This is a genomic window from Streptomyces sp. NPDC048185, from assembly GCF_043202495.1.
In the GTDB taxonomy this organism is placed as follows: Bacteria; Actinomycetota; Actinomycetes; order Streptomycetales; family Streptomycetaceae; genus Streptomyces.
Genome location: NZ_JBIDAN010000007.1, coordinates 364,463 through 380,059 on the forward strand (window position 1 = coordinate 364,463; position 15,597 = coordinate 380,059).

Sequence of the window (15,597 nt, forward strand, 5' to 3'; positions counted from 1 at the left end):
TTACAGCTTCATCAGGCTGGCGTCGTCGACCGAGGCCGAGTGGCGGGCACGGAACAGCGACACGATGATCGCGAGCCCGACCACGACCTCGGCGGCGGCGACGACCATCGTGAAGAAGGCGATGATCTGGCCGTCGAGGTTGCCGTGCATCCGGGAGAAGGCGACGAACGCGAGGTTGCAGGCGTTGAGCATCAGCTCGACGCACATGAAGACCACGATCGCGTTGCGCCGGATCAGCACCCCGGTGGCACCGATCGTGAACAACAGGGCCGCGAGGTAGAGATAGTTGACGGGGTTCACTTCGACGCCTCCTCGGACCTCTTGAAGGTGGCCGGGCCGACCGCCCTGCGCTCCAGGCGCTCCTCGGCCCGCTGCTCCAGGGCCTTGAGGTCGTTCAGCGCCTCCATCGAGACGTCGCGCACCTGGCCCCGGTCCCGGAGCGTCTTGCTGACGGTGAGCTCGGACGGGGTGCCGTCGGGCAGCAGGCCCGCGATGTCGACCGCGTTGTGCCGGGCGTAGACGCCGGGCGCCGGCAGCGGCGGCAGGTACTTGCCGTCGCGGACGCGCTGCTCGGACAGCTCGCGCTGCGTCCTGGCCCGCTCGGTGCGCTCGCGGTGGGTGAGCACCATGGCGCCGACGGCGGCCGTGATGAGCAGGGCGCCGGTGATCTCGAAGGCGAAGACGTACTTGGTGAAGATGAGGGACGCGATGCCCTCCACGTTGCCGTTCGCGTTGGCCTGGGCCAGGCCGTCGAACTCCTTGAGGGAGGCGTTGCCGATGCCGGCGATCAGCAGGATGCCGAAGCCGAGCCCGCTGGCCAGGGCCAGCCAGCGCTGGCCCTTGATGGTCTCCTTCAGGGAGTCCGCCGCGGTGACGCCGACGAGCATCACCACGAACAGGAACAGCATCATGACCGCGCCCGTGTAGACGACGATCTGCACGATGCCGAGGAAGTAGGCGCCGTTGGCGAGGTAGAACACCGCCAGCACGATCATGGTCCCGGCGAGGCAGAGCGCGCTGTGCACGGCCTTCTTCATGAAGACGGTGCACAGGGCGCCGATCACCGCGACGGTGCCGAGGATCCAGAACTGGACGGCCTCACCGGTGGAGGTGCCGGCGGCGAGAGTCGCCGTGGCGGCGAGCTGCGCGCTCATCGGCGGATCACCTCCTCGGACGCGGGCTCGGTGCCGCCGAAGGTCGAGTCGCCCTCCTGGACGACCTCTCCCTTGGAGTGGGCGACCTGCTGGACCGTGCCGGGCGCGGCCTCGGTGACCAGGCCCCGGTAGTAGTCCTGCTCGTCCGTGCCCGGGTAGATGGCGTGGGGCGAGTCGACCATGCCCTCCTCCAGGCCGGCCAGGAGCTGCTCCTTGGTGAAGATGAGGTCGGCGCGGGTGGAGTCGGCCAGCTCGAACTCGTTGGTCATCGTCAGCGCGCGCGTGGGGCACGCCTCGATGCACAGGCCGCACAGGATGCAGCGGGCGTAGTTGATCTGGTAGACGCGGCCGTACCGCTCGCCCGGCGAGTAGCGCTCCTCGTCCGTGTTGTCCGCGCCCTCCACGTAGATCGCGTCGGCGGGACACGCCCAGGCGCACAGTTCGCAGCCGACGCACTTCTCCAGGCCGTCCGGATGGCGGTTGAGCTGGTGCCGTCCGTGGAAGCGCGGAGCGGTGGTCTTCTGCTGCTCCGGGTACTGCTCGGTGAGCCGCTTCTTGAACATGGCCTTGAAGGTCACGCCGAAGCCGGCCACGGGGTTCAGGAAACCGGGGTCGGTCCCCTTGGGTTCCTCAGCCATCGGACGCCTCCTTTCCATCCGTAGATCCGCCCAGAGGTCCGTCACTCTGAGTATCGGGTCCGCCACTGACAATCAGCTCCCGGTCCCGGCGCGGGCGGCGCCGCGGCACCGGGGGCAGCTCCTGTCCGGGCATCGGCGGCACGGGGAACCCGCCGGCCATCGGGTCGAAGGCGGCCGGTTCCCCGGCGGGCTCCTCGGCGCCCTTGCCCTTGTCGCGGTAGATGTCGGCGACGAAGGACAACAGCAGCAGGGCCAGGACGGCGCCGCCGATGTAGAGGGCGATGTCGGTGAAGCCGTAGTTCTCGTTCCGCATGGCCCGCACGGTGGCGACGAGCATCAGCCAGACCAGGGAGACCGGGATGAGGACCTTCCAGCCGAGCTTCATCAGCTGGTCGTAGCGCACGCGCGGGAGGGTGCCGCGCAGCCAGATGAAGAAGAACAGCAGCAGCTGGACCTTGACGACGAACCAGAGCAGCGGCCACCAGCCGTGGTTGGCGCCCTCCCAGAAGGTGCTGATCGGCCACGGGGCCCGCCAGCCGCCGAGGAACAGCGTGGTGGCGACCGCCGAGACCGTCACCATGTTCACGTACTCGGCGAGCATGAACATCGCGAACTTGATCGACGAGTACTCGGTGTTGAAGCCGCCCACCAGGTCGCCCTCGGACTCCGGCATGTCGAAGGGGGCGCGGTTGGTCTCGCCGACCATCGTGACGATGTAGAGGATGAAGGAGACCGGCAGCAGCACGATGTACCAGCGGTCGTTCTGCTGGGCGACGATCTCCGAGGTGGACATCGAGCCGGAGTAGAGGAACACCGAGGCGAACGCGGCGCCCATCGCGATCTCGTAGGAGATCATCTGCGCGCAGGACCGCAGGCCGCCGAGGAGCGGGTACGTCGATCCGGAGCTCCAGCCGGCGAGCACGATGCCGTAGATGCCGACCGAGGCGACCGCCAGGATGAACAGCATGGCGATCGGCAGGTCGGTGAGCTGCATGGCGGTGCGGTGACCGAAGATCGAGATCTCGTTGCCGGCCGGCCCGAAGGGGATCACCGCGATCGCCATGAAGGCCGGGACGGCCGCGACGATCGGCGCCAGGACGTACACCGCCTTGTCGGCGCGCTTGACGACGACGTCTTCCTTGAGCATCAGCTTGATGCCGTCGGCGAGCGACTGGAGCATGCCCCAGGGGCCGTGCCGGTTGGGGCCGATGCGCAGCTGCATCCAGGCGACGACCTTGCGCTCCCACACGATGGAGAACAGCACGGTCACCATCAGGAAGGCGAAGCAGAACACCGCCTTGACGACCACCAGCCACCAGGGGTCGGTGCCGAACATCGAGAGGTCTTCAGCGGCGAGGTACGGGCTCATGCCTCCACCTCCTTGGGGGCCTCGCCCGCGAGCGTGGCCGGGCCGATGCGGACGAGGGTTCCGGGCAGTGCTCCGGCGTCGGAGGCGACGCCGGCGCCGGCCGAGTTCAGCGGGAGCCAGACCACCCGGTCGGGCATCTCGGTGACCTCCAGCGGGAGTTCGACGGCTCCGGCCGGTCCGGTCACGGCGAGGACGTCGCCGTCCTTGACGCCCGCCTCGGCTGCCGTGGCGGCCGACAGGCGCGCGCGTGCGGCGTGCCGGGTGCCGGCGAGCGCCTCGTCGCCCTGCTGGAGGACGCCCTGGTCGAGCAGCAGCCGGTGCCCGGCGAGCACGGCCTCCCCGGCGGCGGGCCGGGGCAGCGCGCTCGCGGTGTGCAGCGGTTCACCGGCCCGCGGCCCGTCCCAGGCGCCGAGCCGGTCGATCTCCGCGCGCGTGGTGCGCAGGTCCGGCAGGCCCAGGTGGACGTCCATGGCGTCGGCGAGCATCTGGAGCACGCGCGCGTCGGTGGGCGCGAGACGGCGGGTCATCTGGTCGGGCTTGAGGGCGGCCTCGAAGAAGCGCACCCTGCCCTCCCAGTCGAGGAAGGTCCCGGCCTTCTCGGCGACCGCGGCGACGGGCAGGACCACGTCGGCGTGCCGGGTGACCTCGCTGGGCCGCAGCTCCAGCGACACCACGAAGCCGGCCTCGGCGAGCGCCGCGCGCGCACGCGTCGGGTCGGGCAGGTCGGCGACCTCCACGCCCGCCACGAGCAGCGCCTGGAGCTCGCCGCGCGCGGCGGCCTCGACGATCTCGCCGGTGTCGCGGCCGTAGCGGTGCGGAAGGTCGGCCAGGCCCCAGACCGCGGCGACCTCCTCACGCGCGCGCGGGTCGGTCGCGGGGCGCCCGCCCGGCAGCAGCGACGGCAGCGCACCGGCCTCGATCGCGCCGCGCTCCCCGGCCCGGCGCGGGATCCACACCAGCCGGGCGCCGGTCGCGGTGGCGGTCCGTACCGCGGAGGTGAGGCCCCCGGCCACGGACGCCAGGCGTTCGCCGACGACGATCACGGCACCCTCGGCGCGCAGGGCCTCGGCGGCCTGGGCACCGCCGTCCTCCAGGCCGACGCCGCTCCCGAGCGCGTCCAGCCACTCGGTCTCGGTGCCGGGTGCGGCGGGCAGCAGCGTGCCGCCGGCCTTCTCCAGCCCCCGGGTGGCGTGGGTGGCCAGCGAGAAGACCTTCTGCCCGTGCTTGCGCCAGGCCTTGCGCAGCCGCAGGAAGACGCCGGGCGCCTCCTCCTCCGCCTCGAACCCGACCAGTAGCACGGCCGGCGCCTTCTCCAGCGCCGTGTAGGTGACGCCGGTGCCGTCGAGGTCGCGGCCGCGTCCGGCGACCCGGGCGGCCAGGAAGTCGGCCTCCTCGGCGCTGTGCACGCGCGCGCGGAAGTCGATGTCGTTGGTGTCGAGCGCCACGCGCGCGAACTTGCTGTACGCGTAGGCGTCCTCGACGGTGAGCCGGCCGCCGGTCAGGACACCGGTCCGGCCCCGTGAGGCGAGCAGCCCCTGCGCGGCGATCTGCAGGGCCTCCGGCCAGGAGGCCGGTTCCAGCTCGCCCTCCGCGTTGCGCACCAGGGGTGTCTCCAGCCGGTCGCGCTGCTGCGCGTACCGGAAGGCGAACCGCCCCTTGTCGCAGATCCACTCCTCGTTGACCTCGGGGTCGTTCGCCGCGAGGCGCCGCATGACCTTGCCGCGCCGGTGGTCGGTGCGGGTCGCGCAGCCGCCGGAGCAGTGCTCGCACACGGACGGCGAGGAGATCAGGTCGAACGGGCGGGAGCGGAACCGGTACGCCGCCGAGGTGAGCGCGCCGACCGGGCAGATCTGGATGGTGTTGCCGGAGAAGTACGACTCGAACGGGTCGCCCTCCCCGGTGCCGACCTGCTGGAGCGCGCCGCGCTCGATCAGCTCGATCATCGGGTCGCCCGCGACCTGGTTGGAGAACCGGGTGCAGCGGGCGCACAGCACGCACCGCTCGCGGTCGAGCAGCACCTGCGTGGAGATCGGCACCGGCTTCTCGTAGGTCCGCTTCCTCCCCTCGAAGCGGGACTCGGCCTGACCGTGCGACATGGCCTGGTTCTGCAGGGGGCACTCGCCGCCCTTGTCGCAGACCGGGCAGTCCAGCGGGTGGTTGATGAGCAGCAGCTCCATCACGCCGTGCTGGGCCTTCTCCGCGACGGGCGAGGTGAGCTGGGTCTTCACCACCATGCCGTCGGTGCAGGTGATGGTGCAGGACGCCATGGGCTTGCGCTGGCCCTCGACCTCGACGATGCACTGGCGGCAGGCGCCGGCCGGGTCGAGGAGCGGATGGTCGCAGAACCGGGGGATCTCGATGCCGAGCTGCTCGGCGGCCCGGATGACCAGCGTGCCCTTGGGCACGCTGATCTCGATGCCGTCGATCGTCAGCGAGACGAGGTCCTCCGGCGGGACCGCCGCCTCTCCCCCGCCGGCGGGAGAGCTGGTGGTCACGGTCATGCGTTCACCTCCGTGCGGTCGGCCCAGGCCGTCGACTTGGCCGGGTCGAAGGGGCAGCCGCGGCCCGTGATGTGCTGCTCGTACTCCTCGCGGAAGTACTTGAGCGAGGAGAAGATCGGCGAGGCGGCACCGTCGCCGAGGGCACAGAAGGACTTGCCGTTGATGTTGTCGGCGATGTCGTTGAGCTTGTCGAGGTCGCTCATCGAGCCCTTGCCGGCCTCGATGTCGCGCAGCAGCTGCACGAGCCAGTACGTGCCTTCGCGGCAGGGTGTGCACTTGCCGCAGGACTCGTGGGCGTAGAACTCGGTCCAGCGGGTGACGGCCCGCACCACGCAGGTCGTCTCGTCGAAGCACTGGAGCGCCTTGGTGCCGAGCATGGAACCGGCGGCGCCCACCCCCTCGTAGTCGAGGGGCACGTCGAGGTGCTCGTCGGTGAACATCGGCGTCGAGGAACCGCCGGGCGTCCAGAACTTCAGCCGGTGACCGGGGCGCATCCCGCCGCTCATGTCGAGGAGCTGGCGCAGGGTGATGCCGAGCGGGGCCTCGTACTGGCCGGGGCTCGCGACGTGGCCGCTGAGCGAGTACAGCGTGAAGCCCGGGGACTTCTCGCTGCCCATCGACCTGAACCAGTCCTTGCCCTTGTTCAGGATCGCGGGAACCGACGCGATCGACTCCACGTTGTTCACCACAGTGGGGCACGCGTAGAGACCCGCGACGGCGGGGAAGGGGGGACGGAGCCTCGGCTGACCACGGCGGCCTTCGAGCGAGTCGAGCAGTGCGGTCTCCTCACCGCAGATGTACGCGCCAGCGCCCGCGTGCACGGTGAGTTCCAGGTCGAGCCCGCTGCCCAGGATGTTCTCGCCGAGGAAGCCGGCCGCATAGGCCTCGCGCACGGCCTCGTGCAGCCGCCGCAGCACGGGGACGACCTCGCCGCGCAGGTAGATGAAGGCGTGCGACGACCTGATGGCGTAGCACGCGATGACGATGCCCTCGATGAGGCTGTGCGGGTTGGCGAAGAGGAGCGGGATGTCCTTGCAGGTGCCCGGCTCCGACTCGTCGGCGTTGACGACGAGGTAGTGCGGCTTGCCGTCCCCCTGGGGGATGAACTGCCACTTCATGCCCGTCGGGAAGCCGGCGCCGCCGCGGCCGCGCAGACCGGATTCCTTGACGTACGCGATCAGGTCGTCCGGCGGCATCGCCAGCGCCTTGCGGAGCCCTTCGTACCCCTCGTGCCTGCGGTAGACGTCCAGCGTCCAGGACTCGTTCTCGTCCCAGAAGGCCGACAGCACGGGTGCGAGCAGCTTCTCCGGGCTGTGGTCCTTGATCTCGGCTGCCAAGGTCATCACTCCCCCTCCTCGGCTGCGGGCCCGGCGGGGTGGGCCGGGTCGGAGGCCGATGTGTCCTGCGGCGCGTCGTGCGAGCTGAGGTACTCCTGCGGCGACGGGTCGTGCACGGCACGGTCCTGCGACGTGTCGTGCGGTCCGCCGTCCCGCGGGTGCACCACGCGCGCGGCGGACACCTCGCCCTTGGCCAGCTTCAGCCCGGCCAGGGAGGCGGGCCCCGCGCTGCCGCCGGCCGCGACGGCGCCCTCCCGCTCGTCGGGGAAGCCGGCCAGGATGCGGGCGGTCTCCTTGAAGGTGCACAGCGGAGCACCCCGGGTGGGCGTCACCGGCCGTCCCGCGCGCAGGTCGTCGACGAGGGCGCGGACGCTCGCCGGGGTCTGGTTGTCGAAGAACTCCCAGTTGACCATCACGACCGGGGCGAAGTCGCAGGCCGCGTTGCACTCGATGTGCTCCAGCGTGACCTTGCCGTCGTCGGTGGTCCCGCCGTTGCCGACGCCCAGGTGCTCCTGGAGCGACTCGAAGATCGCGTCGCCGCCCATGACCGCGCACAGCGTGTTGGTGCAGACGCCGACCTGGTAGTCGCCGCTCGGCCCGCGCCGGTACATGGTGTAGAAGGTCGCGACCGCCGTGACCTCGGCCGTGGTCAGGCCCAGCATGTCCGCGCAGAACTGCATGCCGGTGCGGGTGACGTGCCCTTCCTCCGACTGCACGAGGTGCAGCAGCGGCAGGAGGGCGGACCGGGAGTCGGGGTAGCGGGCGATGACCTCGCGCGCGTCGGCCTCCAGCCGGGCCCGGACGTCGTCCGGGTAGGCGGGCGCGGGCAGTTCCGGCATGCCCAGGCTGACGCCCCGCTCCGAAGAAGAGGTGGTCACCGGTCGACGCCTCCCATCACGGGGTCGATGGACGCCACCGCGACGATGACGTCGGCGACCTGGCCGCCTTCGCACATCGCCGCCATGGCCTGCAGGTTGGTGAAGGACGGGTCGCGGAAGTGGACCCGGTAGGGGCGGGTGCCGCCGTCGGACACGACGTGCACCCCGAGCTCGCCCTTGGGCGACTCGACCGCCGCGTAGGTCTGGCCCGGCGGCACGCGGAAGCCCTCGGTGACCAGCTTGAAGTGGTGGATCAGGGCCTCCATGGAGGTGCCCATGATCTTCTTGATGTGGTCCAGCGAGTTGCCGAGCCCGTCCGGGCCGAGCGCGAGCTGGGCGGGCCAGGCGATCTTCTTGTCGGCGACCATGACCGGGCCGGGCTGGAGCCGGTCGAGGCACTGCTCGATGATCCGCAGCGACTGGCGCATCTCCTCCAGCCGGATCAGGAAGCGGCCGTAGGAGTCGCAGGTGTCGGCGGTCGGGATGTCGAAGTCGTACGTCTCGTAGCCGCAGTACGGCTGGGTCTTGCGCAGGTCGTGCGGCAGGCCGGTGGAGCGCAGGATCGGGCCGGTGGCGCCGAGGGCCATGCAGCCGGCCAGGTCGAGGTAGCCGACGTCCTGCATGCGGGCCTTGAAGATGGGGTTCCCGGTGGCGAGCTTGTCGTACTCCGGGAGGTTCTTCTTCATCTTCTTCACGAACTCGCGCATCTGGTCCACCGCGCCCGGCGGCAGGTCCTGGGCGAGTCCGCCGGGGCGGATGTACGCGTGGTTCATCCGCAGGCCGGTGATCAGCTCGTAGAGGTCGAGAATCAGTTCACGATCGCGGAATCCGTAGATCATGATCGTGGTGGCGCCGAGCTCCATGCCGCCGGTGGCGATGCACACCAGGTGCGAGGAGAGCCGGTTCAGCTCCATCAGCAGGACCCGGATGACGGAGGCCCGGTCCGGGATCTGGTCCTCGATGCCGAGGAGCTTCTCGACGCCCAGGCAGTACGCCGTCTCGTTGAAGAACGGCGTCAGGTAGTCCATGCGCGTCACGAACGTCGTGCCCTGCGTCCAGGTCCGGTACTCGAGGTTCTTCTCGATGCCGGTGTGCAGGTAGCCGATGCCGCAGCGGGCCTCGGTGACCGTCTCGCCGTCGATCTCCAGGATCAGGCGGAGCACTCCGTGGGTGGACGGGTGCTGGGGCCCCATGTTGACGACGATGCGCTCGTCGTCGGCGCGGGCCGCGGTCTGGACGACCTCGTCCCAGTCGCCGCCGGTGACCGTGTAGACGGTGCCTTCGGTCGTCTCCCTGGAGGAGGCGTGGGAAGTGCTCACGAGTACGACCTCCGCTGGTCCGGAGCCGGGATCTGGGCGCCCTTGTACTCGACGGGGATGCCGCCGAGGGGGTAGTCCTTGCGCTGCGGATGGCCCTGCCAGTCGTCCGGCATCATGATCCGCGTCAGGGCCGGGTGACCGTCGAAGACGATGCCGAAGAAGTCGTACGCCTCGCGCTCGTGCCAGTCGTTCGTCGGGTAGACGGCGAACAGCGACGGGATGTGCGGGTCGCTGTCGGGAGCGCTGACCTCGAGCCGGATCAGCCGGTTGTGGGTGATCGAGCGCAGGTGGTAGACGGCGTGCAGCTCGCGGCCCTCGTCGTTCGGGTAGTGGACGCCGCTGACGCCGGTGCACAGCTCGAAGCGCAGGGCCGGGTCGTCGCGCAGGGTCCTCGCCACCCGGACCAGGTGCTCGCGCTCGATGTGGAAGGTCAGTTCGTCGCGGTCGACGACCGTCTTCTCAATGGCGTTCTCGGGCAGCAGTCCCTGCTCCTCCAGCGCGCCCTCGAGCTCGTCGGCCACCTCGTCGAACCAGCCGCCGTAGGGCCTGCTCGCCGGTCCCGGGAGGCGGACCGAGCGGACCAGTCCGCCGTAGCCGGAGGTGTCGCCGCCGTTGGCGGCGCCGAACATGCCGCGCTGGACGCGGATCTCCTCGCCGCCCTGGCCGCGCTGGCCGGGGAGGTTCTGCGCGGACAGGTCCTTCTCGGGGTTGGGACCGTTCGCGTCACCCGGGGTGTTGTTCGCGTCGCTCACCGCAGCAGCCCCTTCATCTCGATGGTGGGCAGGGCCTTGAGCGCCGCCTCCTCCGCCTCGCGGGCCGCCTCCTCGGCGTTCACCCCGAGCTTGGAGTTCTGGATCTTGTGGTGGAGCTTGAGGATGGCGTCCATCAGCATCTCGGGCCGCGGCGGGCAGCCGGGGAGGTAGATGTCGACCGGGACGATGTGGTCGACGCCCTGGACGATCGCGTAGTTGTTGAACATGCCGCCCGAGGAGGCGCAGACCCCCATGGAGATCACCCACTTGGGGTTCGGCATCTGGTCGTAGACCTGCCGCAGCACCGGCGCCATCTTCTGGCTGACCCGGCCCGCGACGATCATCAGGTCCGCCTGCCGCGGCGAACCGCGGAAGACCTCCATGCCGAAGCGCGCCAGGTCGTAGCGGCCGGCGCCGGTGGTCATCATCTCGATGGCGCAGCACGCGAGGCCGAACGTGGCGGGGAAGACGGACGACTTGCGCACCCAGCCCGCGGCCTGCTCGACGGTGGTCAGCAGGAAGCCGCTCGGCAGCTTTTCTTCGAGTCCCATGACTAAAGGCCCCTCAGTCCCATTCCAGGCCGCCGCGCCGCCATACGTACGCGTACGCGACGAAGACGGTGAGCACGAAGAGCAGCATCTCCACGAGCCCGAAGATCCCCAGGGCGTCGAAGGTGACGGCCCAGGGGTAGAGGAAGACGATCTCGATGTCGAAGACGATGAAGAGCATCGCCGTCAGGTAGTACTTGATGGGGAAGCGCCCGCCGCCGGCCGGCGTGGGGGTCGGCTCGATGCCGCACTCGTAGGCCTCGAGCTTGGCCCGGTTGTACCGCTTCGGACCGATCAGCGTGGCCATGACCACGGAGAAGATCGCAAAGCCTGCCCCGAGGGCTCCCAGTACGAGGATGGGCGCATACGCGTTCACCGCTCCTCGCTCCTCTCAGTCGGCACTGACTGCTGGCGGTTGCACTGGGCTCACAGCCGCCCCAGCAGCCCCACGAACCCCGCTCGTCCCGGCGAAGATCGCGAACATGTGAAGCAGGTCACAAGCCCAACTGCCTCGCATCTTATGCCCGCCGCTCTGTGATCTGCGACACGGGGTATTGCACAAGCTTTGTGATCTCCACCACCTGACGAAGGATCATGAAGTCGGATGAGCGGTGATCTTCACACAAGAAGCGTTCAGCTGATCACCAGAGGTGACAATTTCGCTCGTCGCCGCTGGCCAGAGGCGGCATACGGCGGACGTCTCCATATCAAGATGCTTCGCGTGCATGCAAATTGGTGCTGGACCGGATCTCTTGATAGTGGCCTCCGTTCACACCTCGGAGGGACGGCGGGGCGCGATGTGGACGCGTGCACGCGTTCACGAGCGCCGCGGGCGGCGATCCGCGCGGGGGACGCGACCGCCGGGGGAACCGTTCCGTGACCTCCGCCACATTCATGAGAGGCGGCTGAGAACCGGGCTTGGCCAACTGCCTCAACCAGTGGTAAGCGAGGGGCAATTCGGGCGAAACGATCAAAGTCCGTGATCACAGGTGGGTCACGGAGGGCCGCAATGTTCGCCAGGACGTCAAAAAAGGGCGACACGCCCGGCATTCGGGCGTCCCGTTGAACAACTGTGGCGCAGCCCACGTTTCTTGAAGGTATGGAGGAGCTCCTGATACCGGTTGTCCCTATGTCCCACACCGCTCACATACGCAGCCACCGGAAGCCCCGCCGCAGCGCGTCGACACTCGCGATGCGGGCCGGAGTTGCCGGTGGCGTCCTCAGCACCCTGGCAGTGGCCGGGGCGTCGGGTTCGGCGAACGCGGCCGAGCCGGTGACGCAGACCCTCGAACTGCCCACCCTGACGGCCGACCTGGCCGCCCAGGTCGCCCAGTCCGCGGACGCCACGCAGCAGGCCGCCGCGAGCTACGAGCTGCGCGCCGAGCGTGACGCGGCCGCGGCCGCCGCGGCCAAGGAGGCCAAGGCGGACCTCGCCGAGGCCAAGAAGAAGGCCGCGGAGGCCAAGAAGAAGGCCGAGGAGGCCGCCCGCAAGGAGGCCGCCGAGCGCGCGTCCCGCGCCGCCGAGCGCGCCACCCTGAGCGCCTCCGTGGACACCGGCTCGTCCTCGTCCTCGTCCTCGTCCTCGGCGGGCGCCTCGGTCAGCGTCAGCTCGTCGGCCACCGGTTCGGCCGCCGCCGTCGTCTCGTTCGTCCAGGCCCAGGTCGGCGACGCCTACGTCTCCGGCGGCACCGGCCCCAACTCCTGGGACTGCTCCGGTCTCGTGCAGGCCGCCTTCAAGCAGGTCGGCGTCGACCTGCCGCGCGTCTCCCAGGACCAGTCGGTCGCCGGCACCCAGGTCTCGCTGGACAACCTCCAGCCGGGCGACATCCTGTACTGGGGCGGCGCGGGCAGCGCGTACCACGTGGGCGTCTACGTCGGCGACGGCATGTTCGTCGGCGCGCAGAACTCGTCGACGGGCGTCGTGATGAAGCCCCTGTCGTACGACCCGCCGAGCGGTGCGGTGCGCGTGCTCTGACGCTCGCGTACCGGTCACCCCGGACACATCCGCACGAAAGGCCGCAGCCGCTCGGGGGCTGCGGCCTTTCGCGCTTCCCCGACGGAGGCGGGGCTCTCCTGGCAGGCTCGGGACGGGCCGGTTCCCACCGGCCGTTCACGAGACCGAAGGAGAGAACAGCATGCCCAGCGTGTTCGTGCAGGGGCGGCACACCGCCTCCTACCCGCCGCTCGCACCGGAGTCCCGGCGCGGGTCGGTCCGGCGCGTCACCGAGGTCGGCGAGGAGGTGCTGCACAGGCCGTGCCGGGACGTCACCGAGTTCGGGCCCGACCTGGCCGCCCTCATCGACGACATGTTCCGCACGATGTACGTCGCGGAAGGGGCCGGACTGGCGGCCAATCAGGTCGGCGTCGGCCTGCGCCTGTTCGTGTACGACTGCCCCGACGACGACGGTGTCCGACATGTCGGACACATCGTCAACCCGGTGCTGGAACCGCTCGCCCCGGGCGCGCGGCGGCTGCTCGACGAGGGCGAGGGCTGCCTGTCGGTGCCGGGCGCCGTCATGGCCGTGCCGCGTCCCGACCGGGCCGTCGTGCGGGGCCTGGACCGGAACGGCGAGCCGCTCCTCGTCGAGGGCACCGGCTACTTCGCCCGCTGCCTCGCCCACGAGACCGACCACGTGAACGGGCACGTCTACCTGGACCGGCTCTCCGCGCGCGACCGGAAGCGGGCGCTGCGGCAGTCGGCGGACCGGCGCGACGAGGTGTTCGCGCGCCGGGCCGCCAACGCCGCGGCCTTCACCGGGGCGTGATCACGCCTTCGGGGCCACCTTGCTCAGTCCGTTGATGATGCGGTCCATCGCGTCGCCGCCCGTCGGGTCCGTCAGGTTGGCGAGCATCTTGAGGGTGAACTTCATCAGGATCGGGTGGGTGAGGCCGCGCTGGGTCGCGATCTGCATGACCTTCGGGTTGCCGATGAGCTTCACGAAGGCGCGGCCCAGCGAGTAGTAGCCGCCGTAGGTGTCCTTCAGGACGCGCGGGTAGCGCTGGAGGGCGATCTCCCGCTGGGCCGGCGTGGCCCGCGCGTGGGCCTGGACGATGACGTCGGCGGCGATCTGGCCGGACTCCATGGCGTAGGCGATGCCCTCGCCGTTGAAGGGGTTCACCAGGCCGCCGGCGTCGCCGACCAGCAGCAGGCCCTTGGTGTAGTGGGGCTGGCGGTTGAAGGCCATGGGCAGGGCGGCGCCGCGGATCGGGCCGGTCATGTTCTCCGGGGTGTAGCCCCAGTCCTCCGGCATGGACGCGCACCAGGCCTTCAGGACCTCCCGCCAGTCCAGCTCCTTGAAGGAGGCGGAGGTGTTCAGCACCCCGAGGCCGACGTTCGACGTGCCGTCGCCCATGCCGAAGATCCAGCCGTAGCCCGGCAGGAGGCGGTCCTGCGCGCCGCGGCGGTCCCACAGCTCCAGCCAGGACTCCAGGTAGTCGTCGTCGTGGCGCGGCGAGGTGAAGTACGTGCGGACCGCGACGCCCATCGGGCGGTCCTCGCGGCGGTGCAGGCCCATCGCCAGGGACAGCCGGGTGGAGTTGCCGTCGGCGGCCACGACCAGCGGCGCGTGGAAGGTGACCTCGCGCTTGTCCTCCCCCAGCTTCGCGTGCACGCCGGTGATGCGGCCCGTGCGGTCGTCGACGACGGGGGCGCCGACGTTGCAGCGCTCGTAGAGGCGGGCGCCCGCCTTCTGCGCCTGGCGGGCGAGCTGCTCGTCGAAGTCGTCGCGCTTGCGGACGAGTCCGTAGTCGGGGAAGGAGGCCAGATCCGGCCAGTCCAGCTGGAGCCGCGAGCCGCCGCCGATGATGCGCAGGCCCTTGTTGCGCAGCCAGCCGGCCTCCTCGGAGATGTCGATGCCCATCGCCACGAGCTGCTTGGTCGCGCGCGGGGTGAGGCCGTCGCCGCAGACCTTCTCCCGCGGGAACGCGGTCTTCTCCAGCAGGAGGACGTCGAGTCCGGCCTTGGCCAGGTAGTACGCGGTCGTGGAGCCGGCTGGCCCCGCGCCCACGACGATCACATCGGCGGTGTTGTCGGAGAGGGGCTCGGTCACGGCGGGATCTCCCCAGAGTTTCGAGAATCTGCGTGCCGACGGGCACTGGACATGGGCAGTCTATTCAGCGTCACCGATCACCCGGCTGAAGGGCTGCCCCGTGAACCGAGCTCTGCCTGTCGTACGGCTGCGCGTCCCCACCGACGAGGACGCCGTCGCCTGGCACCGGGTCTTCGACGACCCGGACGTCATGGAGTTCCACGGCGGACGGTCCGCGGAACTCTCCGTCTACGAGGAGCTCACCGCCCGCCAGCGCCGGCACGACGCCGAGCACGGCTTCTGCCTGTGGACCATGGTGGACGAGTCCGGGCGGGTCATCGGCTTCACCGGTGCCCAGCCGTGGCCGGGCGACTGGGGCCCCGCGGGCGAGATCGAGATCGGCTGGCGCCTGGGCCGGGAGCACTGGGGCAAGGGGTACGTCACGGCGGCGGCCCGGCAGACCCTGGAACGGGTGCGCTCGGCGGGCGTGGCCGGGGTGGTGGCGATGGTCAACGCCCGCAACGCGCGTTCCATCGCGGTCACGGAGCGGCTGGGCATGCGGCTCGCCGAGGTCTTCACCTCCCCGGAGACCGAGCAGCAGGGGCACTGCTACCGGCTCCGGCTCTGACACCGGGGACCGGACCGTCGCAGTCGACGACGGGACGCTTCCGGGGAGTGCGCGGCGGAGTTACTGTGCCCGTACCGCTGGGGGTGACGCCCGTGCGCCTGATATCGAAGACACCCGACGTGTGCGTGCCGCGCCTGGTCGGCCTGATGGCCGTGGACGCGGACGAGATCGTGCGGGGGGAGGGCCTGTCCCTCACCTCGCCGAACCGGCCCGACCTGCGCCTCGCCGTCGTCGACCACGTCGTACGCCAGTATCCGCCGCCCGGAGCCCGGGTGCCGCGGGAGTCGAGGGTGTACGTGTGGTTCGACTTCGGGGAGGGCGAGGGCGGCGGGGGCATCCGCGAGCCGCGCGAGCCGGACCCGCCCCGCGGCGGGCTGCGGCGGGAGCTGACCGAGCCGGGCGGGACACCCCCCTCCGTACTGCTCGGCCGCCCCTGAGGCACGTG

At 70.5% G+C, this 15,597-nt stretch carries 16 protein-coding genes; 4 read left to right on the top strand and 12 right to left on the bottom strand.

Annotation, left to right across the window (positions count from 1 at the left end; translation table 11 throughout):
* From nuoK to ACGF3H_RS22840, 11 genes are read right to left on the bottom strand one after another with little or no spacing between them, the layout of a single operon-like run.
* Complete coding sequence (gene nuoK / locus ACGF3H_RS22790) at positions 1–300, bottom strand: NADH-quinone oxidoreductase subunit NuoK (RefSeq protein WP_062928520.1); 300 nt, start codon at positions 298–300, stop codon at positions 1–3.
* Positions 297–1,154, bottom strand: coding sequence for an NADH-quinone oxidoreductase subunit J (locus ACGF3H_RS22795; protein WP_362492414.1), 858 nt, complete (start codon positions 1,152–1,154; stop codon positions 297–299). Before ACGF3H_RS22795 ends, nuoK begins: the two co-directional genes overlap by 4 nt.
* Positions 1,151–1,792, bottom strand: coding sequence for an NADH-quinone oxidoreductase subunit NuoI (gene nuoI / locus ACGF3H_RS22800; RefSeq protein WP_362492410.1), 642 nt, complete (start codon positions 1,790–1,792; stop codon positions 1,151–1,153). The genes ACGF3H_RS22795 and nuoI overlap by 4 nt, the downstream gene beginning before the upstream one ends.
* Complete coding sequence (gene nuoH, locus ACGF3H_RS22805) at positions 1,785–3,161, bottom strand: NADH-quinone oxidoreductase subunit NuoH (protein ID WP_362492407.1); 1,377 nt, start codon at positions 3,159–3,161, stop codon at positions 1,785–1,787. Before nuoH ends, nuoI begins: the two co-directional genes overlap by 8 nt.
* The gene (locus ACGF3H_RS22810; protein WP_362492405.1) at positions 3,158–5,662 is read right to left on the bottom strand and encodes an NADH-quinone oxidoreductase subunit G; all 2,505 of its coding nucleotides are present in this window, start codon (positions 5,660–5,662) and stop codon (positions 3,158–3,160) included. The genes nuoH and ACGF3H_RS22810 overlap by 4 nt, the downstream gene beginning before the upstream one ends.
* On the bottom strand, positions 5,659–7,008 hold the full coding sequence (nuoF, locus tag ACGF3H_RS22815) for an NADH-quinone oxidoreductase subunit NuoF (protein ID WP_362492402.1): 1,350 nt from the start codon (positions 7,006–7,008) through the stop codon (positions 5,659–5,661). The genes ACGF3H_RS22810 and nuoF overlap by 4 nt, the downstream gene beginning before the upstream one ends.
* The gene (nuoE, locus tag ACGF3H_RS22820; RefSeq protein ID WP_362492400.1) at positions 7,005–7,877 is read right to left on the bottom strand and encodes an NADH-quinone oxidoreductase subunit NuoE; all 873 of its coding nucleotides are present in this window, start codon (positions 7,875–7,877) and stop codon (positions 7,005–7,007) included. Before nuoE ends, nuoF begins: the two co-directional genes overlap by 4 nt.
* Positions 7,874–9,196, bottom strand: a complete 1,323-nt coding sequence (locus ACGF3H_RS22825; RefSeq protein WP_362492398.1) for an NADH-quinone oxidoreductase subunit D — start codon at positions 9,194–9,196, stop codon at positions 7,874–7,876. Before ACGF3H_RS22825 ends, nuoE begins: the two co-directional genes overlap by 4 nt.
* On the bottom strand, positions 9,193–9,948 hold the full coding sequence (locus ACGF3H_RS22830; RefSeq protein WP_362492396.1) for an NADH-quinone oxidoreductase subunit C: 756 nt from the start codon (positions 9,946–9,948) through the stop codon (positions 9,193–9,195). Before ACGF3H_RS22830 ends, ACGF3H_RS22825 begins: the two co-directional genes overlap by 4 nt.
* Positions 9,945–10,499: an NADH-quinone oxidoreductase subunit B family protein gene (locus tag ACGF3H_RS22835; RefSeq protein WP_029381065.1), complete on the bottom strand. Its 555-nt coding sequence runs from the start codon at positions 10,497–10,499 to the stop codon at positions 9,945–9,947. Before ACGF3H_RS22835 ends, ACGF3H_RS22830 begins: the two co-directional genes overlap by 4 nt.
* A gap of 13 nt (positions 10,500–10,512) precedes the next feature.
* On the bottom strand, positions 10,513–10,872 hold the full coding sequence (locus ACGF3H_RS22840; protein ID WP_003992243.1) for an NADH-quinone oxidoreductase subunit A: 360 nt from the start codon (positions 10,870–10,872) through the stop codon (positions 10,513–10,515).
* A gap of 753 nt (positions 10,873–11,625) precedes the next feature.
* On the opposite strand from ACGF3H_RS22840, the gene ACGF3H_RS22845 reads away from it, so the two are divergent.
* Positions 11,626–12,471 carry a C40 family peptidase gene (locus ACGF3H_RS22845; protein WP_362492394.1) on the top strand — a complete coding sequence of 282 codons (846 nt, stop codon included), beginning with the start codon at positions 11,626–11,628 and terminating at the stop codon, positions 12,469–12,471.
* Positions 12,472–12,631: 160 nt separating this feature from the next.
* The gene (gene def / locus ACGF3H_RS22850; protein ID WP_362492392.1) at positions 12,632–13,261 is read left to right on the top strand and encodes a peptide deformylase; all 630 of its coding nucleotides are present in this window, start codon (positions 12,632–12,634) and stop codon (positions 13,259–13,261) included.
* Here the strand turns inward: def and ACGF3H_RS22855 are convergent, their stop codons facing one another.
* Positions 13,262–14,545 carry a geranylgeranyl reductase family protein gene (locus tag ACGF3H_RS22855; protein ID WP_362492389.1) on the bottom strand — a complete coding sequence of 428 codons (1,284 nt, stop codon included), beginning with the start codon at positions 14,543–14,545 and terminating at the stop codon, positions 13,262–13,264.
* A gap of 100 nt (positions 14,546–14,645) precedes the next feature.
* On the opposite strand from ACGF3H_RS22855, the gene ACGF3H_RS22860 reads away from it, so the two are divergent.
* Both ACGF3H_RS22860 and ACGF3H_RS22865 read left to right on the top strand, forming a co-directional pair.
* Positions 14,646–15,152, top strand: a complete 507-nt coding sequence (locus ACGF3H_RS22860) for a GNAT family N-acetyltransferase (RefSeq protein WP_362492387.1) — start codon at positions 14,646–14,648, stop codon at positions 15,150–15,152.
* 146 nt (positions 15,153–15,298) lie between these two features.
* On the top strand, positions 15,299–15,589 hold the full coding sequence (locus ACGF3H_RS22865; RefSeq protein WP_393816527.1) for a PASTA domain protein: 291 nt from the start codon (positions 15,299–15,301) through the stop codon (positions 15,587–15,589).
* The last annotated feature ends 8 nt before the right edge of the window (positions 15,590–15,597 follow it).